23 protein-coding genes and 1 pseudogene are annotated in these 22,099 nt (G+C 47.3%); 9 read left to right on the forward strand and 15 right to left on the reverse strand.

Translation table 11 applies throughout. The features are described from left to right. The first annotated feature begins 230 nt into the window (after nt 1–230). The 4 genes from JFC11_RS18610 to JFC11_RS18625 are packed head-to-tail and all read left to right on the forward strand — an operon-like array spanning nt 231 to nt 3,024. Nucleotides 231–971 carry a class I SAM-dependent methyltransferase gene (locus JFC11_RS18610; RefSeq protein WP_198350242.1) on the forward strand — a complete coding sequence of 247 codons (741 nt, stop codon included), beginning with the start codon at nt 231–233 and terminating at the stop codon, nt 969–971. 2 nt (nt 972–973) lie between these two features. Beyond that, on the forward strand, nt 974–2,149 hold the full coding sequence (locus JFC11_RS18615; protein ID WP_198350243.1) for a peptidogalycan biosysnthesis protein: 1,176 nt from the start codon (nt 974–976) through the stop codon (nt 2,147–2,149). 15 nt (nt 2,150–2,164) lie between these two features. Next, nucleotides 2,165–2,497 (forward strand): hypothetical protein, encoded by a 333-nt coding sequence (locus JFC11_RS18620; RefSeq protein WP_038483482.1) that lies wholly within the window; start codon nt 2,165–2,167, stop codon nt 2,495–2,497. Nucleotides 2,498–2,499: 2 nt separating this feature from the next. Next, nucleotides 2,500–3,024, forward strand: coding sequence for a pyridoxamine 5'-phosphate oxidase family protein (locus JFC11_RS18625; RefSeq protein ID WP_038483479.1), 525 nt, complete (start codon nt 2,500–2,502; stop codon nt 3,022–3,024). 150 nt (nt 3,025–3,174) lie between these two features. Here JFC11_RS18625 and JFC11_RS18630 read toward each other — a convergent pair whose 3' ends face one another. From JFC11_RS18630 to JFC11_RS18645, 4 genes are all read right to left on the reverse strand, one after another. Next, entirely contained in the window at nt 3,175–3,501 is a 327-nt protein-coding gene (locus JFC11_RS18630) for a DUF7709 family protein (protein ID WP_198350244.1), read from the reverse strand. 205 nt (nt 3,502–3,706) lie between these two features. Then, nucleotides 3,707–4,216 carry a GNAT family N-acetyltransferase gene (locus JFC11_RS18635; protein WP_198350245.1) on the reverse strand — a complete coding sequence of 170 codons (510 nt, stop codon included), beginning with the start codon at nt 4,214–4,216 and terminating at the stop codon, nt 3,707–3,709. A gap of 213 nt (nt 4,217–4,429) precedes the next feature. Continuing rightward, complete coding sequence (locus tag JFC11_RS18640; protein ID WP_198350246.1) at nt 4,430–4,861, reverse strand: GNAT family N-acetyltransferase; 432 nt, start codon at nt 4,859–4,861, stop codon at nt 4,430–4,432. A gap of 192 nt (nt 4,862–5,053) precedes the next feature. Next, nucleotides 5,054–5,551, reverse strand: coding sequence for a nucleotidyltransferase (locus JFC11_RS18645; protein ID WP_198350247.1), 498 nt, complete (start codon nt 5,549–5,551; stop codon nt 5,054–5,056). A gap of 506 nt (nt 5,552–6,057) precedes the next feature. On the opposite strand from JFC11_RS18645, the gene JFC11_RS18650 reads away from it, so the two are divergent. Then, the gene (locus JFC11_RS18650; protein ID WP_198350248.1) at nt 6,058–7,254 is read left to right on the forward strand and encodes a DEAD/DEAH box helicase; all 1,197 of its coding nucleotides are present in this window, start codon (nt 6,058–6,060) and stop codon (nt 7,252–7,254) included. Nucleotides 7,255–7,308: 54 nt separating this feature from the next. Here JFC11_RS18650 and rho read toward each other — a convergent pair whose 3' ends face one another. The 4 genes from rho to JFC11_RS18670 all read right to left on the reverse strand — a co-directional run bounded on the left by rho (nt 7,309) and on the right by JFC11_RS18670 (nt 10,619). Beyond that, entirely contained in the window at nt 7,309–8,265 is a 957-nt protein-coding gene (gene rho / locus JFC11_RS18655) for a transcription termination factor Rho (RefSeq protein WP_198350249.1), read from the reverse strand. 569 nt (nt 8,266–8,834) lie between these two features. After that, the gene (locus JFC11_RS19045) at nt 8,835–9,260 is read right to left on the reverse strand and encodes a class I SAM-dependent methyltransferase (protein ID WP_319618841.1); all 426 of its coding nucleotides are present in this window, start codon (nt 9,258–9,260) and stop codon (nt 8,835–8,837) included. Nucleotides 9,261–9,445: 185 nt separating this feature from the next. Beyond that, entirely contained in the window at nt 9,446–10,204 is a 759-nt protein-coding gene (locus JFC11_RS18665) for an RES family NAD+ phosphorylase (protein ID WP_198350250.1), read from the reverse strand. A gap of 88 nt (nt 10,205–10,292) precedes the next feature. Further along, complete coding sequence (locus tag JFC11_RS18670; RefSeq protein WP_198350251.1) at nt 10,293–10,619, reverse strand: hypothetical protein; 327 nt, start codon at nt 10,617–10,619, stop codon at nt 10,293–10,295. A 279-nt stretch (nt 10,620–10,898) separates the two neighbouring features. Between JFC11_RS18670 and JFC11_RS18675 the strand changes: the two are divergent. Next, nucleotides 10,899–11,901: pseudogene (locus JFC11_RS18675) on the forward strand (IS110 family RNA-guided transposase). A gap of 470 nt (nt 11,902–12,371) precedes the next feature. On the opposite strand, the gene JFC11_RS18680 reads toward JFC11_RS18675, so the two are convergent. The 4 genes from JFC11_RS18680 to JFC11_RS18695 all read right to left on the reverse strand — a co-directional run bounded on the left by JFC11_RS18680 (nt 12,372) and on the right by JFC11_RS18695 (nt 16,050). After that, nucleotides 12,372–13,004, reverse strand: a complete 633-nt coding sequence (locus tag JFC11_RS18680) for a Cap15 family cyclic dinucleotide receptor domain-containing protein (protein WP_198350252.1) — start codon at nt 13,002–13,004, stop codon at nt 12,372–12,374. After that, nucleotides 13,004–13,903, reverse strand: coding sequence for a nucleotidyltransferase domain-containing protein (locus tag JFC11_RS18685; protein ID WP_198350253.1), 900 nt, complete (start codon nt 13,901–13,903; stop codon nt 13,004–13,006). The genes JFC11_RS18680 and JFC11_RS18685 overlap by 1 nt, the downstream gene beginning before the upstream one ends. Nucleotides 13,904–13,997: 94 nt before the next feature. Then, nucleotides 13,998–14,777, reverse strand: a complete 780-nt coding sequence (locus tag JFC11_RS18690; protein WP_198350254.1) for a toll/interleukin-1 receptor domain-containing protein — start codon at nt 14,775–14,777, stop codon at nt 13,998–14,000. 736 nt (nt 14,778–15,513) lie between these two features. After that, on the reverse strand, nt 15,514–16,050 hold the full coding sequence (locus JFC11_RS18695) for a DMT family transporter (RefSeq protein WP_198350255.1): 537 nt from the start codon (nt 16,048–16,050) through the stop codon (nt 15,514–15,516). A gap of 94 nt (nt 16,051–16,144) precedes the next feature. Between JFC11_RS18695 and JFC11_RS18700 the strand changes: the two genes are divergently transcribed. Further along, a complete protein-coding gene (locus tag JFC11_RS18700; RefSeq protein ID WP_232482979.1) occupies nt 16,145–17,122 on the forward strand; it encodes a LysR family transcriptional regulator in 978 nt (325 codons plus the stop codon). Between the two features lie 358 nt (nt 17,123–17,480). Here JFC11_RS18700 and JFC11_RS18705 read toward each other — a convergent pair whose 3' ends face one another. Both JFC11_RS18705 and JFC11_RS18710 read right to left on the reverse strand, forming a co-directional pair. Continuing rightward, nucleotides 17,481–17,831 (reverse strand): cupin domain-containing protein, encoded by a 351-nt coding sequence (locus JFC11_RS18705; protein ID WP_038483440.1) that lies wholly within the window; start codon nt 17,829–17,831, stop codon nt 17,481–17,483. Between the two features lie 907 nt (nt 17,832–18,738). Continuing rightward, nucleotides 18,739–19,365 (reverse strand): helix-turn-helix domain-containing protein, encoded by a 627-nt coding sequence (locus JFC11_RS18710; protein ID WP_051626445.1) that lies wholly within the window; start codon nt 19,363–19,365, stop codon nt 18,739–18,741. Between the two features lie 185 nt (nt 19,366–19,550). Here JFC11_RS18710 and JFC11_RS18715 point away from each other — a divergent pair, with 185 nt between their 5' ends. Together JFC11_RS18715 and JFC11_RS18720 are read left to right on the forward strand one after the other, a co-directional pair. Continuing rightward, nucleotides 19,551–19,928, forward strand: coding sequence for a RidA family protein (locus tag JFC11_RS18715; RefSeq protein ID WP_198350256.1), 378 nt, complete (start codon nt 19,551–19,553; stop codon nt 19,926–19,928). Between the two features lie 50 nt (nt 19,929–19,978). Then, nucleotides 19,979–21,058 (forward strand): YkvI family membrane protein, encoded by a 1,080-nt coding sequence (locus JFC11_RS18720; protein ID WP_198350257.1) that lies wholly within the window; start codon nt 19,979–19,981, stop codon nt 21,056–21,058. Between the two features lie 208 nt (nt 21,059–21,266). Here JFC11_RS18720 and JFC11_RS18725 read toward each other — a convergent pair whose 3' ends face one another. Next, nucleotides 21,267–22,064 carry a TIR domain-containing protein gene (locus JFC11_RS18725; protein ID WP_198350258.1) on the reverse strand — a complete coding sequence of 266 codons (798 nt, stop codon included), beginning with the start codon at nt 22,062–22,064 and terminating at the stop codon, nt 21,267–21,269. Nucleotides 22,065–22,099: the final 35 nt, after the last annotated feature.

Raw genomic sequence — 22,099 nt, forward strand, 5'->3', positions numbered from 1 at the left:
CTAGATACCTTTAGTATAGGGCCTGGAGGTGTCTATGAAACCTGGGGCGATTCAAGTCGACGTCGCGGTTGATCCCAATAACTATTAGTAAGATAAGAACCTAACTTAATAATTATTAGATAATGAATTAAAAAATTACATTAAGCAAAGAAAAAAAACATCAAATTTTAAGGTTGTTGCTATGTTAAATAAAGTGAACCTTCAGGTGTACATGCGTAGGGAGTAGATAAATGTCACAACAATTTGACGAGCTTGCCGCCTTATATGAAAAAATGGCCGAATGGCCATTTCGAAAGTACTGCGAGATACCTTCCACTATTGAAACTCTCGGAGATCTTAGCGGGCTTTCTATTCTTGATTTTGGCTGTGGAAGTGGCTTCTATACCCGGCTGTTAAAAAAACATGGCGCCAAGGAAGTCGTCGGCTACGATATATCTTCGGGGATGATAAGTTACGCGCGTCGTCGCGAAGAGAAAGAGCAACATGGCATCTCATATCTTGATAATAAAGACAGTATCCCAGGGAATCATTTTGATATTGTTCTTTCTGTATATACTTTACCCTACGCGAAAAACTTAGCGGGCCTTATGGAATTGTGCGGTGATATGGTGCGCCCCATAATACCAGGCGGTCGTCTCGTAACACTTCCTCTTCACCCGAACTACGCGCTACAAACATCTTACTATCGCCCCTACGGTTTCGACCTCATCAGCAGCACTACCACTCCTAGAACTGACGAAACGCCGCTGAAACTTCACTTGTGCAAGCCCCCCTATGATGACTTTGTAACGGCTTACTACTGGTCGAGTGAGGCATTAACTAGCGCCTTGGAACAATCTGGCGTGAAAAATATAGAATGGCAAAACTTTCAGGTAACAGATGAGGGCAACGAGGCTCACAAGAGCAGTTTCTGGGAAGCTTATCAAACATGCCCACACTCAATCATTCTCTCAGGACACAAAGGAGTGTGAACGTGCTGACACCTCCCGTGTCCACCACCACCTCCCTGCCTCCCTTCGGAGCCGTTTGGGTCCGCTGGTTCAATTCGATCAGCTTTCTTGACCATCACGAGTGGGACTCATTGGTCGAAGACAGCAATTTTTTTAATAGCTACAGATGGTTACAGTCTCTCGAATACTTCAGTCGACCACGCTCTGTCTTGACAGTTTTCGGCCCAGGAGGGCTTTTGGCAGGCTGCCCGATATGGGAAGGACAGCCTGACGATCCCCTGTTTTCCCCCTCACACTGGTTTACAGAGTTGCCAGGGCCATGGAAGGAAAAATTTCTGTGGGTGGGGGCATACCGCTCTACGCATAATGAGCTGATTTGCGGCCATGGAGCTCGTCATCAAGAAGCGCTGGCACTGCTGCTTCATGAGCTCCAAAACAAAGCCAATCATGATGGACTGGCTGGCGTTCTACTGCCCTATATGCCGTTGAAAAGAGCCCTGTATGTCGCCTCACACCACCCTGATGCACAAGTGCTGCTTCATGATGCCGAAGCTTCCCAGCACATCTCACCAGGAGGCTTAGACGACACCATCTCGTCCTGGAAGAAACACTATCGAACACGCACACGAGCCGAAATAAATGCCTTTCACAATCAGGGAAACCAAATAGAGTGGTCACCCATTACGCCAGCACTAGAGGAAATACTGGTCAACCTTGTTGCCATGAATCGATCCAAACACGGTGCGACCACTGGAGAATCATGGATGCGCAAGGTTTTCATGAGTCAACACCAGTCCAAAGCCATTGATCACTCAATCGTTGCCCTTTCTCGAAACAAGGGGAAGATTAATGCTGCCACCATATTTTATCGTTTCGGAAACTCGCTTCACGCCCGATATTTCGGTTCCGACTACACGGAAGAAAAGGATGACTTCCGTTACTTCGTTCTCAGCTACTACGCACCTTTAAGATACGCACCCAAATATGGCTTAAAAACATCCCATCTCTCAGTTTCAGCCTTGGATGCTAAAGCAAAACGTGGAGGATGCATCGAGCCGCTCGCCACCGTCGCAATTTTTAGAAAAGAAAAGTTAGCGGACGACCTTGTGAAGAAGCACAACTTCGCTGTTGTTGACAGTCACCAGAACAGGTTTCGCAAACACCTGACCTCGGAATGGTTCAACGATGGAATCATCTGATAATAGGAGAGATTCATGCTTCATCTAGTCTATATTCTTCAGCCAACCGAGCATGCACGAACCCACACAAAAGAGTTCTGGGAGTGGATACGCTCACGCCAGTCATGGTTCTACGATGGCTTGGACATGGTTCATGAGCCCCGTTGGTTCAACTACGTTATCGGTAATAACGTGCACTGCCTGGAGCACTCGGTAGCTTTCGAAGACGAAGCTGCCTGGGGCGCCTACCGCAAGGCAGTTTCACAGCGCTCCAAGGACCCAGAGTGGGAGGCAAGGCGGATCGAACAGGAAAAATGGTGGGAAATCATTGACTCCCGACTCATGAACGATATTCAACTGGAGAGTTAAGAATGACGGAGCATACAACAACAACGCTACACACACGTGCGAACCGACTTCTGGATACAGCCTCTTTCATCACATTGGCCACCTGTAACGATACTGGAACGCCTTGGGCATCCACCGTCAACTATGTGGTGCTTCGCTCTCCACTGCGCCTTATCTGGTACTCCATGACCCAGGCTCAACATTCGATTAACATCGAGCGACAACCCATGCTGTCGGGTTCAATCTTTCGCACCGATCTCGGCGAGTTATCACCCCCCGCAGGCTTAGATGGTTTGCAGCTCCTTGGAGATGGACGCGCCCTGCCCGATGAAGAAGCAGAGGCTATCCATACCTTGTACTACCGCTTGAACTTTCCCGATCCAGAATTAAGAAAATCCTGGCAACTGCCACTCACAGAATTTCTCGAAGGCGGACGAAGACGTTTCTATGAAATGCGTCCACATAGCCTATGGTTGCTCGATCTGGACCAGTGGCGAGAGGACAAGGTGGACCAACGGATTGCGGTCGATATTTCGCAGTTAGCTTGACCTGCAAAATGCGCTTCGTGGCGGCTAAGAGCGTTGCTCAACAAGATAGCCAAGCCACTCAGCGTATCCATAAAGAACCGTATTCATGAAGAGCTAGCCAGCGGACGGCAAAAGCCCCTCAAACCTGTAGCCTACGGCTAACGCCCATATTTAGCTGCCAACACGAGCCAAATACGTTTTTGCGCATTCACCTACAAAGCGTCGACCGGGATTATCACCCGCAATCCAGTCCTCAATAGGAAAAAGATCAAACAGGCCAACCTTCACAAGCGTTGGAACGGCAAGTTCAAGCTCTTTTTCTACTTGGCCTCGCTCGCCAGCGTTATAAAGATTAATGTTATAGAGCATCGTTGCAACCGTTCCCGTCTGAACCTTACTGCCATCTTTTAGATGAACTGAAGGGAGGACTTCCCCACCGCTAACGACTTTCTGATTTATAGCGGCCAGCTGTTCCGTATTTTCGACACTGTTTTTCATTAGCACTCTCCTTCTTTCAAATAGCTCTTCTTTTAAGCGACTCTGCTTTCAAACATCTCTTCTTTCAAGTAGCTAAGGCCACGTTAAGATGGGAACAACCTACCATTTTAGCTAGATCATTGTGCCGTAACCACTTAAGCCAATTCAAAACTAAAACGCCAAGCATTGATAATTAACTTCTAAACGCCTTATTAGAGCAAGGAGGTTAGGGATTTCTATAATCTGAATCGAGCATAGAATAGAAATATTCATCCCACCATACTCCCTCACCTTTCGGAATGCATTGCCTAAAATAACCTTCCCTAACCATGCCCAGTTTTTCCATCAAAAGATATGAAGCCGGATTTTCTGGTTGGGCAGTCGCCACCACACGGTGAAGGCCAAGTTTAGTGAAACCATGGTTTAGCACACAAGAAGCCGCTTCATAAGCAATGCCTTGCTTTTGGTACTTGGGATTAACGATCCAGCCGATTTCATAGGTATGATCTCCAAACCAAGCATAAAACTCAATATGACCAACCAACCTTTTTTCCTGTTTATGGTATATCGCGAAGGCCTTTTCTGTTTCATTAACAAATGATTTAACCGCCTCTTTTGACATTACACCTTCAGCCAAATAATGAGTAGCTTCGGCGTCAGACATATATTCAAAAACATCTTCCACGTCACTAAACAAGAGTGGCCGTATGATAAGGTTCTGAGTTTCAATATTCATACAATCCTCAAATTATGAGTGCGCCCTAATGCCGCTTCAAGCAGTGAGCAACACGACCACCATTATACAGCTGACTGAAACCAAAAAACCGCCAAGCGTTGCGAATCTACCTCGAACACGCTGTTCTGAGGTTTTCTTACCCCATACGGAAACGCCCAAAGTTATTAGCCTCGGGCGTTTCTTCTAGCAAGCTTGGTTACCACAAATCGAGCCTTAAAGTGTCATATGCAGAATTGGAAAGGGTTTTCCCATATCATCAAGGGGTGAGCGTGAAACTACCTTGAACCCCATATGCTCGTAAAATCCAACAGCCTGTGGGTTTTGTTCATTGACGTCCACGTTGGTTGCACCTAACTGCTCAATCGCATATTGCAGTAGTGCTTTACCAATGCCTTTCCCTCGCGCTTCATTCAAGATGAATAGCATTTCAACCTTTGAATTTTGAGCACCCAAAAAACCTAGAATTGAACCACGTTCATCTTTAACGCACCTCAATGTAACAGCGGGAAACGCCTGCTCAATGATAATTGGTTTAAAAAACTCAATATCTTCTTCCGATATAAAGTCATGAGTTGCTCGGACTGACTCTTCCCAAACATTAAGCATCTCCGCATAATTTTCAGGAAGCACACTTTCTACAATCATCGTATTTCTCTAAAGTTGACTGAAATTCATGTGCAGCCGCGAGCGTGTATTTTATACGTTTTTTAGTTGAAATTGTCCATAAATCACCTAGCAGTGATTAGACAGCGCATTCGTAGCTAGCAACAGGGAATACTCTGCTGCGCAGACGCACTTCCCTAGTTAGTATTTCTAACACTCCCTCTCCTCGAATACCTAACACCCATCACTCGGTGAATTGCCTGGTTCCTCGTTCTCACGGATGGCGCAGATATCTTCGATATCCACCGGCCGTGCGAGTGCAGATTTATACCGAACCAGATCGTCCTTCAGCATAAGAGGAAGCTCAAGACCCAACAAATGCACGGTTACATAGCGAGAAAAATCTATGTTGAGCGGTACCCAGGTTTCGTTACTTGCATCGAAAATTTGCGAGCCGTCAGCGTTACCTACCTCCACTTTAATACCTTCATATTTGAACTGGACGTAGGTTAGATCCCAGCCTTCCTCCTGGCGGTGAGCGGCAGCTTTGGATATAAACTCCTGACCGGCCTGAACCACTGACGCAAAGTGCTCACCAGGGACAAACAGGTCGATGTCATTAAGGTCACGCTCAGAGCCATACCCCTTTGCTGCGAGCCCCCCGCAGATCAGAAAAGGAATACTCCTTTCTCTCAGTAATCCCACTATCCATTGGGCTGCTAAATGATGCACGCTTCCTCCTTTTTCACATGCCCTCCTTCAACCTTCACAGTGAATAGACCACACGATCAGATATTAATTGAATGCGCAGCGCTGCCATCGCGGGTGCCTTATGGCTCGCTTCTCGCCAAGCGTTACGCCGCGCACAAACGTGCCATCGTTTGATTTTGTAGTGCGTGGTAAGCGCAGCGCACCCGCAATTGTGGCTCGAAAATATGCGAGGCCGAAAACGCCTCCGCTGCAGTGGCCAGCTATTTAGTAAAAGCTAATCTACTTAGTTAAAGCTAATCATAATTCAAATACACAGCGTTCGAAATTAAAAAAATCATAAAAAACAAAACGTATTACAAGATATCACTTACCATTTATTTAATTAATGTCTGTCATTTCATCATAAACTTCGCCATTTGGCACTATGAAGCTAATTGCTCTATTCGAGCAATGAACGGCTGCTTTTACGCTATACTGCCTCATCTTTTATTTTCGACACACCTGACGACCATCTGTCTGAGCACCTCATGCCATTTTCAAAACTAGGCTTATCCCGTCCTCTTGTTCAAGCGATTACCGAACTCGGTTACAAAACGCCAACGCCCATCCAGGAACAAGCGATTCCTACCATTCTTTCGGGCAAAGACTTAATCGCCACCGCACAAACAGGTACAGGCAAAACCGCGGCCTTTGTTCTGCCACTGCTAGAACGATTCAGCCAAGCGGAAGCGTTGCGCGGCAAGCGCATACGCGCGCTGATTCTGGTGCCGACCCGTGAGTTAGCGGTTCAGGTCGAAGCCAATGTGGCTCAATACGCTAAACACACGCAGTTAACCTCTATGGCCGTGTATGGCGGTGTAGATACCGAGCCTCAAAAAGAGCGACTAATCGAAGGAGTGGATATTCTGGTCGCCACGCCGGGCAGGTTGCTGGATTTGGCGCATCAGCGTGCGCTGCACTTTGATGAACTTGAAGTTATGGTGCTGGACGAAGCGGACAGAATGGTCGACATGGGTTTTGTCGATGACATCCACAAAATCTTAGTACGCCTGCCTGAAAATCGTCAGAACCTACTTTTTTCAGCCACCATGACCGGCGACGTTCGCGCCCTCGCCTACGGTTTTTCAGATAGTAAGATGACCGACCTAGCGGCTGACATCTCCATCTCTCCCAGCATTCGCGCCGCCGCCACTATCAAACAGTGGCTAATCACGGTAGACAAAGACACCAAGTCTGCCCTGTTGAGCCACTTGATCAACGAGCAAGCGTGGGATCAGGCGCTTATTTTTGTCGAGAAAAAACACAGTGCAGCCAAGCTGGTTGCTCAACTGGAAAAACGCGGTATTCAAGCGGATTCCATTCATGGCGGCAGAAGCCAGGCCATGCGCGAAAAGATTTTGGCGCAGTTCAAAACTGGCGAACTGAAGTACCTAGTGGCTACGGGTGTAGCCGCTCGGGGGTTGGATATCGGTGAACTGAGCCGTGTGGTGAATTACGATTTACCTTTTCAGCCAGAAGAGTACATCCACCGCATTGGCCGAACCGGCCGTGCAGGCGCCTCAGGTGAAGCCATCTCTCTTGTCGACATCAGTGACTTTAAAAACCTTTGTGCGATTGAAAAGCGGCTGAAAAATACGATTGAGCGCAAAGAGGTTGAGGGCTTTCCGGTTAAAAAAGCAGTACCTGCTTCCAACTTGAACCATGCTAAAAAAAGCAGTCGTTAAGCCTTAACAAAGAAGCTCACCTCTTACAAAAGTGAGCTTCTTGATCGCATACATTTACGAGGCGGGTAAATACGCATCTAACAGCTCGGCATTAGCTGGATATTTATCCAATAACTCAAGCAACTTCTGCGCGCCTTCTACTGGCTTAAGATGTGTCAACGCTCGACGCAATGCGCGTACTTTTTCAATATCTTTCGCATCAATCAATAGCTCTTCTCGGCGAGTGCTGCTTTTGGCAATATCTATCGCTGGGAAAATCCGTTGACTTGCCACTTCCCGTGACAGCACGATTTCCATATTGCCCGTGCCCTTGAACTCCTCGAAAATCACCTGATCCATACGGCTTCCGGTATCCACCAGCACAGTGGCCAGAATGGTGAGCGATCCGCCGTTTTCGATCTTCCTCGCAGCGCCAAACAGTTTTCGTGGTATTTCCATCGCTCGGCTATCCAGCCCACCCGACATCGTACGACCATTGCCGCGCTGCTCGGCATTATGAACCCGCGACAGTCTCGTAAGCGAATCGATCACAATCATCACATCATGACCCTCGCCTGCCTGCTTACGCGCCGTCTCAAGGAGCTTATTTGCCAAATGCACATGGTGTGAGTAGCTTTCGTCTGAAGACGATGCATGCACGTCTGCCGACACACTGCGCTTAAAATCGGTCACTTCTTCAGGGCGCTCATCAATCAACAAGGCATACAGCTTTATATCAGGATACGCTGCTGCCGCGGCCTGACAGATATGTTTTAACATCGTCGTTTTGCCAGAGCCCGGCGGCGCAACAATCAACCCGCGTTGCCCCATCCCAATAGGCGTAATCAAATCCATCGCTCGCACACTACGCTGTTTAGAACCAAGCTCTAAAACAATACGTGGGCAAGGATGAATAGCGACGCCATTTAAAAAACGCTTTTCGGGATCATCAGGAAATGGATCTTCAACTTCATCGGCGGGCTTGGCATCTAGCTGCCTTTTCGTTTTCAAACTGAGTGTTTTTCTCGCCATAATATCGGTGGATCGCCTTGAATAGCCTGGATTAATAGCATAGCCAGCCGAGCAGTCGCACAGTTGCGGTACTCGGCATGGAAAACGGATAAGTTTAACAAACGTACAGGGTTGGAGCTGATCTTAGTAGTTTATAGAGCTTGAAACGCGACATGATAGTCACTCATCGCCTGTTTTCTTGATCCTACCAAAACATAGGCGTCAGCGGAGTTTTTCTACAGGCTCAACGCCTGCATAACACGTTTGCAACTATACGACCTAGCTGAATTTTAACGCCTTAATCACTGAAACTAAAGGCAGACTGACAACGACGAATGTAGAAAATCGTGTTGATGAATTTGTTATATTTTTTTACCTGAGAACAACGCAACACATCCTATAACTTCAACCTTAACATCAGTAAAGTGCTTGCTTAACGATAACAGCAATGAGTCTAGATCGTCGTTGCTATTACTAAATATCCCTTTTTTATTGTAAACACCCATCAATTTATTAGCGAAAAAATTTAGTTTTACACCCTTACCCAAAATTGTACTGCCAAACAATACCCCACCATCGTTCAGATGGTCTTATAGATGCTCAAACATAATTCCTTTATCAATCAAATTTCCAGGTAGGCAATGAAGCAAATAATTAACACTAATCGAGTCAAATCTATCGACATTTAACTCAAGAGGATCAAGCACATCCCCGCAGTAAACTTCCGGTTGAAAATGATTGATTGCCTTTGAAGTTGCATCAAGACTATTTTGATTCAAATCTAGCAAAGCGATACGTTTTGTTGATTGAGGTAGATAATACTTGAGGTAATAACCTGAGCCAACACCAACATCTAAATGGTTAGATGTAACTAACATTGAAAACTGCTCACTAATAATTCTAGTTGGGCATTTCCAAAAAAAGTTATTTGAGACTCCTAAAACCCAGAAATCGTATATTGAGAGCACTTTCTTCGAGTAGACAGCTTGTCCAGCAACCGTGGATCCTTTATTCACTTTTAATTCCGTATAGTTATGAATTATCAGCCTTCAATTTATACTAAAAATCAAAGATAGAAAACCTTACCAGAGATAAAAAATATAACGCCCGCATTTGCGGCTGGTTTGAAGCGCAGCGAAAAACCAGTCCGGCAAAATGCGCTTGTTATGTGCTTTTAAATATACTTCAACTCTTAATACTCTTAAACTTGTTTGAACTCGAACTTTAGGCGAGTGGGCTCAAACATAAGACATCTAACAACTTCTGCCGAATCAAGGTCAAAGAGGCATATATTATGACCTTCGGCCAGAGAGCTTTTATAAGCTATCCCATCGTATCCTTTGGACCTAATAAACTCTGATATTATTTGAGTTGGAGCATATTCTGACTTTAAGTCCGAGACTTTTGTAGGTTTAGAAAACGCATTATCTATGTCGGGCCAGACGGCTTTAATAACTTCCTCATTGGTTGGATCCTCGAAAAAGTATTTCAAATTAAAATTACTATTTCCGTGATCTACTGAGAAGTCGAGGATCTTGAGGTCTTTCGTTATTTTCAAGTAAGCCACGGTTAAAATCGCACCTAACCAAGGACAAACTTCAGCCATAGCAGTTTCTTTGTCTGTAGCAACATAAAGATGTGGAATTCCCTTTGAGTTGGCTCTCCCTTCGGCCGCACTATCTGAGAGTGGTTTCATGCGGTCCGGATGAAAAAGACACGGAAAATCATCTACGTGGATGTCTTCATCTGTATCAGGGTCAGTTTGGAAGTATGGCCGCCAGGTGTGACCGTTTTGAGCCCGCCAAACAGTAGCACCCTTCTGTATTGTACACTCACGCTCCCCACAGGTATCCACAATAGAATTTAGAAACTCTATAGATTCATCATCTAAAATAAAACGATGCTTTGTATCTACTGCATTCCTAAATGTCAGATAACTGCGCCATGACTTAAAACTCATGTCGATTCCTAGAGGAGCACATAACGCCGTGCGCAGCGGCCGGTTTGTGTAGCACAGCGAAACAAACCGGTCCGACTGATGCTACTGGTTATGCTTCCTTCGAGCACGGAAAAAGGTGCCTCAGCACCGCTTTTAGGAATGCACTGGTATTATTGTTCTCTACTTTTCCCAGATCACCATTGTCAACGAGCAAGCCTTCAGTCACTTTCAACTGGCTATCCTTGCATCGTTTATCAATGTATTGAGCGATTGGGAATAAATATTGATTCAACGTGCCGGGGCTTTTGGTGTCTACGTCATTTTCAAACATCTGTACGTATAGAGCCCCTTTATCATCAGTCCACAGGAAGTAGTGAATAGCCCCCTCGCCTTGCATCTTCGGTGCTTTACCTTCGAACTGCTCTACTTTATTCATACTTCCTCACTATTCATTCGGGGCATAACGCCTTGGCTTTGCGGCGCATCGGAGCGCCAGCGTAGGCGCGTCCGACAACAGCCGATTGATACTCATTGAGCCTTCTCCCCCAGCTCAGCCTGTTTGGCTAAGCTGAAAAGGCGACCAAACTTAACAGGAGAAGACTCAATGAACTTTTACAATAGCACTCACGGTCACTACTGTGGAATTGATCTGCATGCCCGTAGCCTGTATGTCTGCATCCTGGATCAGTAGGGCAAAACCCTGTTACATAAAGAGATTCCCGCTAGCCCAGAACCTCTACTTCGGCTAATCGACACCTACCTGGATGATCTAGTGATCGGCGTCGAATGCATGCACTGCTGGTACTGGGTCGCTGTTTTCTGTGAAGACCAGTGCATTGCTTTCATTCTCGGTCATGCCCTTTATATAACAAATTCTTCTGGAAAGAATTTGGACAGCTTTAGCTGGCCCGAAGGGAAAAGCACAGGACGTACTTTCCAATGCCATTCATGGCGGTAAAACTAAGAATGATCGCGTGGATTCTTACAAAATTGCCGCGCTTATTCGCGGTGGCAACTTCCCCCTCGCTTATGTCTACACACCCAGCATGCGAGCTATCCGTGACCTGCCTCGCCGCCGAACTGGGCTCGTTCGCCACGGCGCTGATCTCAAAGCTCATTTTGTCAACACAACGAGTCAGTACAACCTGCCACCCAACAACGTCAATTTAAAAAATGTCAGTGCCAGAGAACAATTGGGCAGAACCTTTGATGACAAGCTTGTTCAGCGCAATATCGATCTAGATATAGCCGTTTTAGAGTGCTACCACCGGGAACTAAGCCAGGTGGAATGGCTATTGGAAAAGCAGGCTAAAAAGCATCAGTCGACCTACTACCACTTATTAACAACCATTCCCAGCGTTGGCCGTATTCTGGCCCTCACCATTCTATATGAAGTGGGTGATATTCGACGTTTTGAATCTGTTCAGAAGTTTGCCTCCTATTCCCGACTGATCAAGTGCAAAGCCGAATCGGCCGGTAAGACCTATGGCACCCAGGGCAACAAGATTGGTAATGCCCATCTAAAGTGGGCTTTTTCTGAAGCTGCGGTGCTTTATCTGCGCGGTAATCCAGGTGCACAAAAGCTGTTGCAACGCTTCCAGAAACGCATGGGTAAAGCCAAAGCCTTATCGGCCCTGGCCCACAAGTTGGGGCGTGCAGTCTATTTCATGTTAAAGAACGAAAAGGTATTTGATGAACAACGCTTTTTAACGAGTTAGTCACGCAGCAGGATGATGATCAACGTCTAACTGGATCATCATGGAGTGTGCTGAAACAGGGTGTCTGCTGACTGGTTATTCAGGCCTAAAACCCTGCTTCTACACCCAACTCGAAGCCCGTCGCTTTGATTATCCATCCTGCTGGCGTGTACCAATACCCTGAGCGAGTGAACTTACACCGGCGCTGAACCTGAAACTAACTGGGACTGTAGAGTAACCCGCTTTTTGAATAGGACAGGTGCTGGTTAACCGATGAATGTCTAGTGCCCCAGACCAACTTGCAGGGAGCGACCTAGTCTGGCAGTGATTAACGATCACACTAAGAGAGCCTCAATAGGTGTTTGCTGTAAGCCATTCACAGCCAACGATGACAGATGAAGTAGGATCACTGGCTCAGGGACTTGATATTGACCGCTTACGCGGCCAATAAAAATACTACGGCCTATTGACAGACAGAAGGCTCATAGGTGTTAGTTGCCAATCTCGCGCTCTGCTTGTTCGTATGTATCGTAGAGTTTTTTCACTCTACCACTGAGCTTCATTCCACCTTTAGTTGCACGATCTGTCCAGTAATGACCGTCCAGTTCGTAAACCGGCACCCCATGAACCTCTAGCGCAAACGAGCCATGATGAATCTCGCTGCGCACGCCTTGAAGCTCAATTTTTGGCTCATTGCGATATACACCTACCAATTTAAAAAGGTCATCATCTTCTTGCTGCTCAATACTATGAGCCACAAGCACTGACTTAGATTCCTTGGTCATTAGGCGAAAGCTAAGGAACGTCAATGATTGGCGAATGACTGCGTAACCATAGATAGGTGCAATTTCCTCCCCAGTCTCTGGGTTTACCCAGCTACTTTTTAGCTCAACCTTCCATGTTCCTCTTAAGTCAGGGCGCTTAACATACCACCCTTTGAATATTTTCCATGACCACATGCATTTATTAAAAAGCGCAACGACAGCTGTAATTACACCAACAACGATGCCAAATGGCTTCACAAAATCCGCGCTCAGCACAGGCATTCCTTGAATCCATAGCGCTAAAAGCCAGACAGCAATCGTCAGACCTATGAAAGTGGAAATATGGAGTCGTGTTAACATTATTCGTAACCTATGTAGTCCCAGGCATCACTCAGAAATCTATGCGCTCCATGTCTCGTCCAAGGCTGAGACGGCCTAAATAAATATTTAAGCTCACTTACCTCGCCCCACTCTGAACATTTTTCATCAGTTATTGTATTGTTAAATAGCTCTGCAAGAACTTCTCGAACTATTTGCTTAAATGTCATGTAATTAAAGCGAGAATTGGAAGCATTAAAAACCAAACACTCAACGAGAAAACTAGGAGTATCTTTGGCGGACTGTATTCCGTTTGCAGACATCTCATTGGATAGAGTTTTCAGTATTCGAACTACTCGCTTATACCGCCTGCTGGTAGCATCATTTTTGGCAACTCCATTAGCATAATGCTGCTCTGGCCAGTTCCTTACCCTAGGTGGCTTATAATCATCAGGTATCATTTCTACGCCCGAGATGTATGCTGTAGAGGATGTATACCTTCTATGCTCAAAAAAAGCCGCAACATCGGACTCAACTCGGTAGGTGTTTTCTTTAACATCAAATGATTTGCTGCCCCTTGAGACAGCAGCGCGACCAAATCTTGCAACTAGAGCTTCCTCTAGTTCATTTTTGAATGTAGCGTACGTATAAACACCATCAGTGAAGCTTTTCTCCAGCAGTGCTTTGACATTATCGTCGGGGTATTCAGGGAAAAAAGTATCAAAACAGACCACCCCAATATCAACATCGCTATCTTGGCGAACGTTTACTCGATTTCGATAAGAGCCTTGGGTAAATACTCTGATATCTCGGTTCTGTAGTTTTGGACTTGCCTGAATAGCCTGCCTAATTTGGCGTTCAGCGTTCTCCGCTTTTTCCTGTTCCGTTTTACTCGGGCCTTGAGCCCAAGTTGTGAATACAGATTCCCAGTCTCTACTCATATGATAAATTTTCCTTTGCTACGACCAGAACTAACGTTAAAGCTGTGCGTCGCAAACAAAGCGCAGCGCAGTTTGCGTCCGAACGAGCACCTTGTTATGTGCCGCTTTCACTGTTAGGCACTTTATCAGAGACGTTTGCTTTGAATTCTTCAAAGTTATTACCGGGTTCAATCTCCCAGTTGGTTGCCTGCATACCGACTCTTGTTCCCATAGAGAAACCTTTGGATTCTATTTTCAGATATCCAGCTGCTTCAGTTTCTAATTTAAAACTACGAAATGCCTGATCTGCTTCTCCTGGGATCAGTATTTCGACCTTCTCACCTTTGAATAAGTTTTTAAACTCAGGATTCCACACATTTATCTGAGCAACCCACTCCCCAAACATGCGCCGTTTTCTATGAGTTTCCGTAATTTCAATATATGCCTCGACGTCTGATTCAAGAGAGCGTTCGGGCATTTGGCATCCGATAGCTTGACTAATTTGGCCGTAAAGATGCTCTAAATGAACCTTATCCGTTAGGTTTAATGCCTGAAAATGAGAGAGCGGCACAGGTAGTTGCCCCTTATCCAAGCCAGAGTGGCATATCGATATGGTTGGAATGTTACGAATCCATCCCGCGCCAAATTCGGTATAAATCCAAGGCCTACTCAATGCTGTTGGAGAAAGTAGTCCAATAAATATTTTGGCTTCAGAAAGGTTTTGCTTTATTTCTTGCATCCATTCTCTGCCCCCTTGAAGGCTATCGAGATTCGAAGAAACAAATAGCTTACATAGACCTAAGAAACTCTTTTCAACATCATCTTTGAAACGAGTCGCTATATCTGTGTCAGCTGCTGCATGACTGACAAATATTATTGGTTTTTCCTGATTCATCGTTGATAGTTACTCCCTGCAATTAAGTACATAACAGCGATTATATAGCCTGCTACATAACACCCTTGAACATGTCAGCACGTTTATTGGTGTTATCTAGCCACCCAAATAATCATAAATCACTGTTTTTATAGATTTATTTACCCAGCATGGCAACATATCCAAAATTCGCGTGCTGGCTCGTTTTTACGATTTAATCATACTTTATTGATAAATTTTGCTTAGGTCACGTGGCTTTGAAGAAAAACTGAGTTGGAGCAAATTTTGGGCAGCTATCGCGGGTGCCTTTAGGCTCGTTCCTCGCCAAGCGTTACGCCGCGCTACGGGGTGGCTAGATTTCTTATGTGGCGTAATCATCGCGCGCTAAAGCGCCCTCCCACAACATCACTAATGTAGTAACAGATTGCATTGCGGGAGGTGTTTGGGCTTGGGCATCGACTTCTTTCAGCGGGTGATGTCGGGGCTTGGCGAATGCAGAGGAGTATGAACCAATCTACTCAGCCCCGTCATTCCCGAGTGGGGTTATCGGGAATCCAATTTGATCTTTTCAGTCGAAGCTAGAGTACTTAAATAGAAATGGATTCCCGCTAAAAGCATGCGGGAATGACAGCTGGAGAGAAGCAGTCATTCCCGTCGCCTTATTAGGCACCGTGCCTCATCAGTCAACGTTAAAAGCCCAGTGTTAACAGCGGGCAGTTACAAACAGGGCACTCATCTCTACAGGTGTTCGGAAGTGTCATCCCTTGGACTCAGCGGCTCCAGAGACTTCAGTTGCTACCTGTGTAGAGCTCTGGTGAGGCGATGCAATGGTCGGCGAAAACCACTGCACCGTCACCATACCCACCAGCACCAGCGTGACACCTGCCAAACGCCCAATGCTGACCTCCCTCACGGGCAGATTCAACCAGCCATGATAATCCAACAACAGTGAAGTAATCAGTTGCCCTGCAATAACACACACAATGAAGTTGGTCGCCCCGACGCGTGGTACTAGAACCAACGCTGACGAAATATAGATGACTCCTGCTACACCGCCCAGCCAGGCCCAAGCCGGTATGTGTCTGATAGCTCCCAGGGCAGGAGGAGACACTTGCATGACAATCACGATGGGTATTACGACAAGCATACTGACAACCAGAGAGACCAGTGTCGCCCAAAGGGGGTGGCCTAACGCTCGGCCCAATTCAGCGTTGCTGCCAGCTTGAAAAGGCACCAAGGCACCCGCGATAACCGCCACAGCCGCAAGCGCCACTAAAGTGAAAGATGAATTCATGACAAGACTCCTGAGACATTGCAAAAGGTCTTTTATCTTTTATGATTCACGCCATAAATTGAAATTTATTTTTTTATTTTACGGTATTCGTCTCATGAATAATTTAAGACGCATTGATCTCAACTTACTGGTTACCCTTCACGCGCTATTGGTGGAAAAGCACGTGTCGCGGGCGGCCCAGCGCTTACATAAAAGCCAACCGGCCGTCAGCCATGCTCTCGCCAATCTGCGGGCCATCTTTGACGACCCGCTGCTGGTGAGACGAGCAGGCAAGCTGGAGCTCACCTCACGTGCCAATGAATTGCTACCGAAATTAACAGAAGCACTGCATCAGCTCGGCGCGCTGATTGAACAGCCCGCCTTTGACTCCGCCCATGAGAAACGAGTGTTTCGGCTTGCCTTGTCAGACTATGGAGCTCGCGTAGTGCTTCCTGGTTTGGTTAGGCGATTGCGTTCAGAAGCTCCAGGGATTGATCTGCAAGTTTCTCAGGGCAGCCGCGTCGCGATGCTGGCAGGTGTCCATGATGGGGAGATCGATATGGCTTTTGGCGTGTTTCAGCCGCCTCTTTCGGATGAGTTACGTACTCATAAGCTATTCATTGAGCACTTCGTTTGTGCTGCGGATAAAAACACGCTGCCCAAAACGGGCGATCTTGATAAAACACAGTGGCTCTCGCGACCGCATGTCCTAGTCGCCATGCAAAGTAGTGAAGGCAATGAGATAGAAAACGCATTGCATAGAGAAGGCGTCAGCCGTCGGGTTGCGATGACCCTACCCCACTGGGGAGTGGCCAGCCATGTGGTGCCAAATACGGATTTGATCTTAACGGCCGCTCGGCGCAGCTTTGATCTATTTCTGAAGGACTCACCACTGCAGCTCTTCACGCCGCCTTACCCCATTGATCCTTTTGAGTTCAGCATGGTGTGGCACTCACGGCGGGAGAGCGATGCCGGGCACAACTGGCTGAAGCAAGCGATCATTGAGATGCTTCAAGAAGATGGGGCAAAGGAACCGGATGAGTCAGCAATTGCCGTGCCGGCCTTGACCATTCCCCCGACATCAACACAATAAAAGTGGCTAACATCTCAAACACTGGCGGCGCGTAGCGATGTTCGAGTGTTTTAACTTGATACTTATTGAGTCTTCCCCCCAGCTCAGCCCGTTTGGCTAAGCAAAAAGGCGACCAACCTAACAGGAGAAGGCTCGGTGAATTACCACGTTAAAGAGCCTCAATGGGTATTTGCTGTAAGCCATTCACCTGATTTTACGATTGGTGGCACCACGATACTCTCCTTGCATATAACGCCGCGTTAAGTAGTGAGCAACGCTAACCACCCAACCTAAACTATTGTGCTGTAAACACTTAAGCTGAATCAAACCGAAAATGCCACGCGTTGCGAATCTGCCTTAAACGCTTTGTTATGGCGATTTACTTTAGACTTGCTTGGATTATTAGTAACTCAATTTCATTGTCCGATGTATTAACCAAACCATGGGTGCCAAAACGTTTATTAACTATCATATCTCCTGAAGCCACCTTTCTGTCCTCACCTTCAATGGTCATAGTGCCTTCACCTTTCAAAATGATATACATTTCTTCATCGTCTCCGTGAGTATGCTCACCCATAGAGCTTCCCGGTGGCATAACGACACGGATGGCAAAGTCCCAAGCACCATCGAAATCTTTACGTCTGAATGCACGATAGATATCTATTGAACCTTCTCCATCATGGCTATTTTCGTCGACTTCTTTATCACAAGTGTAAAAATTACGTATCATCTTTTCCGAATTCCTTTCTGATTATTTTCCGCAGATCTACTGAGCGCCATAACAGTAATTATATAGCCTGCTGCATAACACCCTTGAACATGCCAGCACGTTTATTGGTGTTATCTAGCCGCCCCAAAAATCTTAAACCACTGTTTTATAATCTTATTTACCCAGCATGGCAACATATCCAAAATTCGCGTGCCGGCTCGTTTCTACGATCTAATCATACTTTATTGATAAATTTTGCTTAGGTCACGTGGCTTTGAAGAAAAATTGAGCTGGAGCAGGCTTTGGGCAGCAGTGCTGCCATCGCGCTGGGCCGCCGTGCGGGTGCCTTTTGGCTCGTTCCTCGCCAAGCGTTACGCCGCGCTACGGGGTGGCTAGATTGCTTATGTGGCGTGATCATCGCGCGCTGAAGCGCCCGCCCTCCTACAACACTGCTAATACAGTGACGGTGTTGCGGGAGACGCATGAGCTTAGGCTTTGAGGACGTAACGCAGGGTTTCAACGACTTGGTCTGTAGTGATGCACCAGGCTTGGGCTGTGCATCTTTAGAAAACGATCCACTTTGTTCATGGCTGCATCTAGCGAGAGAATCGTCTTGGCCCGTCGGATATCCCGATCCAGATTGGCTTCCGTCTCGGCCTCATCTCGCGCGGTGCGCCAGTAGGTGATGCCGAATCAGGCCTCTGAGTTTCTCACGCTTATCGTCCAATTCATTGAACGTGCCCGACCATTCCTCGCCTCTTTCCTCAATCCTACCAAAACTTAGCCGTCAGCGGATCACTTTTGCTGAAGCATTGGAACTGGCCAAGTCGCTGTAACCTGCTTCAGCCAAAACAAGAGGACGAGCCTGCCAGGGTCTCCCACTTTACATTCTGTGTTTTCACGAAATTGGCGAAGCCTGATAGCTGGTTCAGCCTTGGAGATCGCCCTCTTTGGGTTCCGACATCACAGCTATTACTTCTGCATCTTCATCCCCCTCGGCCAGATAAATATGCCCGATGGAACTGTTGAAGTAAGCCGTTTCTCGTTCACCCAGGCTGATGCTTTCACCATTTTCAAAGTGAATGCAGACGCGCCCCGATAGCACCATGGCAAACTCCTCTCCGGGGTGGCGGATGAAGTCTTCAAACTCACCCAGATCACGCGCCTGAATCCGAGCATAAACCGGCATCATGCTCCGACCGGGAAACTCACCCGCAATAGGATGATATTCATAGCTGCCAGTAGCATACCCAGTCGCCTCAGAAATTTTGCTGGTGACCACCGTTGGCTGATCTGACCTGTCTGCACCCGATTCAGGGTTGAACAGCTGGGATAGGCTAACATTCAGAACACGTGCGGCAGCAGCAAGCTTGTCATAGCTGACAGTTGCCTGCCCCAACTCCATTTTCGACAGCGTTGAAAGCGCAACACCACTCTTCTCAGACACCTGTTTCAAGGTGAATTTTTGCTGTTTACGGTGAGCCCTTAGGCGAGAGCCGACCAGTACTCGGTCGATCAGTGTATCGGACGGCTGGGATTGAGAGTCTGTTGGCATGAAAGCTTCGCGGTTCGACCTGACTATGAATACGAAGCCCTAGTGTATCCCGAAAACAACTTGACTTTAAGGTTCTCACATTTGATATTCCCTTTTACGAGAATTATCATTTAAGAGAAATTGTGATTCTATCGTGCCGCCCGTGCGGCTCGGCCACTCAATAGCCATCAACGAGATATAACCCCATGTCCAATTCAATCGAACGTATCCCCAGCGACTTGCCCTTCCCATTCTCCCGTGCCGTTCGCGTGGGAGGTTTCCTGATGCTTTCAGGCCAGATTCCCATGACTGCTGAAGGCGAAGTCGTCAAAGGCAGTATCGAAGAGCAAACCGAAGCGGTCATGGCCCGTATCGGCGAGTCCCTAGAACACTGTGGCGCGAGCTTTGCGCAGGTCGTTAAAGCGACCGTCTGGCTGTCGGACATGAAGCACTTTGCGGGCTTCAACGAAGTCTACAAACGCTATTTCGAAGCAGGTCTGCCGGTTCGCTCCACCGTGACAGCAGGCCTAGCACTGGGCGTTGATGTCGAAGTAGAAGTACAAGCCTGGGTCGGTGAAGCCTGATTCAGCCAGCTAACTGGCACACAAAAATAAGAAACTGAGGGTTTGGCATCATGAAAGATGTATTGAAAATCGCGGGCGCTTTTGTCGGATTTCTGGTTGGAGCAGGCTTTGCTTCAGGCCAGGAGCTGCTTCAATTCTTTGTTAGCTTCGGCGTTTGGGGGCTGGCAGGTGTCGCGCTGAGTACTGCCGCTTTTATCTTCCTGGGCATGACGCTGGCGAATCTGGGTAGCGAGCTTCAAGCGACTTCTCACAAGGAAGTTGTACGGGCTATCTGTGGCCCCTGGCTTAGCAAACCCATCGATTTGCTGATGACATTTTTCATGTTTGCCATAGCCGTAGTGATGCTGGCCGGTGCCGGTGCACTGCTGGAACAAAAGCTGGGCCTGCCTGCAGCCTTGGGCAGCGCGCTGGTGACTCTGCTGGTAATTGCAGCCACCTGTCTCAAACTGAAAAAAGTGCTCACGCTGATCAGCAGCATCACTCCTCTGCTGATTCTGGTGGCACTGGGCATCGCCATCTACGCACTGGCAACCCGAGAAACCGACCTGACGACACTGAACCAGTTGGCGCTCGACCAAAATGCAGCCACCAGCCATTGGGCACTGGGCGCCATGCTGTACGTTTCGTATAACATCTTCGGCTGCGTCGCGATTCTTGCCATCTCCAGCGGTGCTGCAAAAGACCGCCGCAAAGCAACCTGGGGCGGTATTATTGGCGGCATTACCCTGGGTGCGCTGATGATGACAATCAGTCTGGCCATGCTGTCGCGCCTGGACAGCCTAGTCGATACGCCCATGCCGATGCTGGCTTTGGCACTAGAGGTTTCCCCTGCGCTTTCCTCGCTGGTGTCGGTCGTCATTCTGCTGATGATTTTCAATACCGCAGTGGGCTGCCTCTACTCTTTTTCATCCCGATTTTTGCCGGCCGATACCACGTCTTTCCGCGTTGGATCCTTAATAGCGGGCATCATTGCCTATGCCTGCAGCATGTTTGGATTTGTCAGTCTGGTCGGCATGGTGTATCCCGTGTTCGGCTACATCGGGTTCATCCTGATTACCGCAATAACCGTTGCCTGGGTGCGCCAACGCATGAAGCACAGTCACAAGGCACAAACTGCACGAGCCCAATAAGAAATTAATGGATTTATGGCACGTGAGATGCTGGTTCTGGGTGCTGGCATGGTCGGAGTATCCGTTGCCTAGCACCTGCAGCAGAGAGGCGATAAGGCCACACTGGGGGATCGCAAAGCACCTGGGAGCGCCTTGCTCCTAACGCCCGAAGCACAGGAAAAATTGGAGCGCAGCGGAAATTTTGTCCCTGTGCCTGCGATTGTTAGGCTTATACCTGATAGCCAACACTGCGCATCTCTTTTTTTAGTTCTTCCTTCCAGTTGCCTAGTGAATCAAGAGCAACGTAAACCACACCACTTATATCGTTTGGAGTTTCAACAGTATCTTTCACGATTGCTGTAACTCTAGGACGCCCCAGTTTTCCAATTAAATAACCGTGCTCGAAAACCACATTCTGCCTTGCTCGGTAGCTGCCATTCAAAGCTCCAACTTTTGAGCCAACATCACAAGGCGTGTAAAGAACGATTCCAAATCCAACGTTTGAATAGTGCTCTATTTTTTCTATTATTGTGCGGCCAGAGCTGGCTTGCATATGTAAAATTATTGGCTCAAGCCCTAAGCTCTCAATAAAGTCTGCCATTTCCAGCTTTGCCAGATCATCATGGCCGTGAACAATAAACACTTGCGATGTATTGAACACAATTTGACCGCCCGGTGCTGACGGTGGCACTACCGGTGGAGGTGGCACTTTAATAGCTTGAGAAGCATCTAGTTGTTGCTGTGAAATATGGCCTTTTCTTAGCAGAATTTCAAAGATCGGTTCATCTTTTACCGCCCAGTGAGTTCTCGATAGCTCAAAGCGACCTAGATCAATATCAATCCTCATGTCTTCGATAGCACCAATTCTCAGCGCTGGCAGTATCGGATCTAATTCGAAATGAATTACAACCGTATTCTGGCGTACACGAATATCAGTTATGTATCCAATGCGCGACTCTCGCTCTTCATTTTCTATGACGAATAGACAAGGGAAGCTTTTTAACTCATGAATCGCCCCAGGTTTCATAGACACCTCCAGGCCCTATACTAAAGGTATCTAGG

The sequence above is a fragment of the Vreelandella alkaliphila genome (assembly GCF_016107625.1).
GTDB classification, from domain to species: Bacteria; Pseudomonadota; Gammaproteobacteria; order Pseudomonadales; family Halomonadaceae; genus Vreelandella; species Vreelandella alkaliphila.

Bases quoted from the DNA above. Each gene is read 5' to 3' on its own strand.
- JFC11_RS18715 (WP_198350256.1), top strand. From the start codon at position 19,551: ATGTCCAATTCAATCGAACGTATCCCCAGCGACTTGCCCTTCCCATTC.
- rho (WP_198350249.1), bottom strand. From the start codon at position 8,265: ATGGCGAGAAAAACACTCAGTTTGAAAACGAAAAGGCAGCTAGATGCC.
- JFC11_RS18705 (WP_038483440.1), bottom strand. From the start codon at position 17,831: ATGATACGTAATTTTTACACTTGTGATAAAGAAGTCGACGAAAATAGC.
- JFC11_RS18650 (WP_198350248.1), top strand. From the start codon at position 6,058: ATGCCATTTTCAAAACTAGGCTTATCCCGTCCTCTTGTTCAAGCGATT.
- JFC11_RS18665 (WP_198350250.1), bottom strand. From the start codon at position 10,204: ATGAGTTTTAAGTCATGGCGCAGTTATCTGACATTTAGGAATGCAGTA.
- JFC11_RS18625 (WP_038483479.1), top strand. From the start codon at position 2,500: ATGACGGAGCATACAACAACAACGCTACACACACGTGCGAACCGACTT.
- JFC11_RS18725 (WP_198350258.1), bottom strand. From the start codon at position 22,064: ATGAAACCTGGGGCGATTCATGAGTTAAAAAGCTTCCCTTGTCTATTC.
- JFC11_RS18640 (WP_198350246.1), bottom strand. From the start codon at position 4,861: ATGATTGTAGAAAGTGTGCTTCCTGAAAATTATGCGGAGATGCTTAAT.
- JFC11_RS18620 (WP_038483482.1), top strand. From the start codon at position 2,165: ATGCTTCATCTAGTCTATATTCTTCAGCCAACCGAGCATGCACGAACC.
- JFC11_RS18685 (WP_198350253.1), bottom strand. From the start codon at position 13,903: ATGAGTAGAGACTGGGAATCTGTATTCACAACTTGGGCTCAAGGCCCG.
- JFC11_RS18670 (WP_198350251.1), bottom strand. From the start codon at position 10,619: ATGAATAAAGTAGAGCAGTTCGAAGGTAAAGCACCGAAGATGCAAGGC.
- JFC11_RS18695 (WP_198350255.1), bottom strand. From the start codon at position 16,050: ATGAATTCATCTTTCACTTTAGTGGCGCTTGCGGCTGTGGCGGTTATC.
- JFC11_RS18610 (WP_198350242.1), top strand. From the start codon at position 231: ATGTCACAACAATTTGACGAGCTTGCCGCCTTATATGAAAAAATGGCC.
- JFC11_RS18690 (WP_198350254.1), bottom strand. From the start codon at position 14,777: ATGAATCAGGAAAAACCAATAATATTTGTCAGTCATGCAGCAGCTGAC.
- JFC11_RS18635 (WP_198350245.1), bottom strand. From the start codon at position 4,216: ATGAATATTGAAACTCAGAACCTTATCATACGGCCACTCTTGTTTAGT.
- JFC11_RS18710 (WP_051626445.1), bottom strand. From the start codon at position 19,365: ATGCCAACAGACTCTCAATCCCAGCCGTCCGATACACTGATCGACCGA.
- JFC11_RS18630 (WP_198350244.1), bottom strand. From the start codon at position 3,501: ATGAAAAACAGTGTCGAAAATACGGAACAGCTGGCCGCTATAAATCAG.
- JFC11_RS18680 (WP_198350252.1), bottom strand. From the start codon at position 13,004: ATGTTAACACGACTCCATATTTCCACTTTCATAGGTCTGACGATTGCT.
- JFC11_RS18720 (WP_198350257.1), top strand. From the start codon at position 19,979: ATGAAAGATGTATTGAAAATCGCGGGCGCTTTTGTCGGATTTCTGGTT.
- JFC11_RS18700 (WP_232482979.1), top strand. From the start codon at position 16,145: ATGAATAATTTAAGACGCATTGATCTCAACTTACTGGTTACCCTTCAC.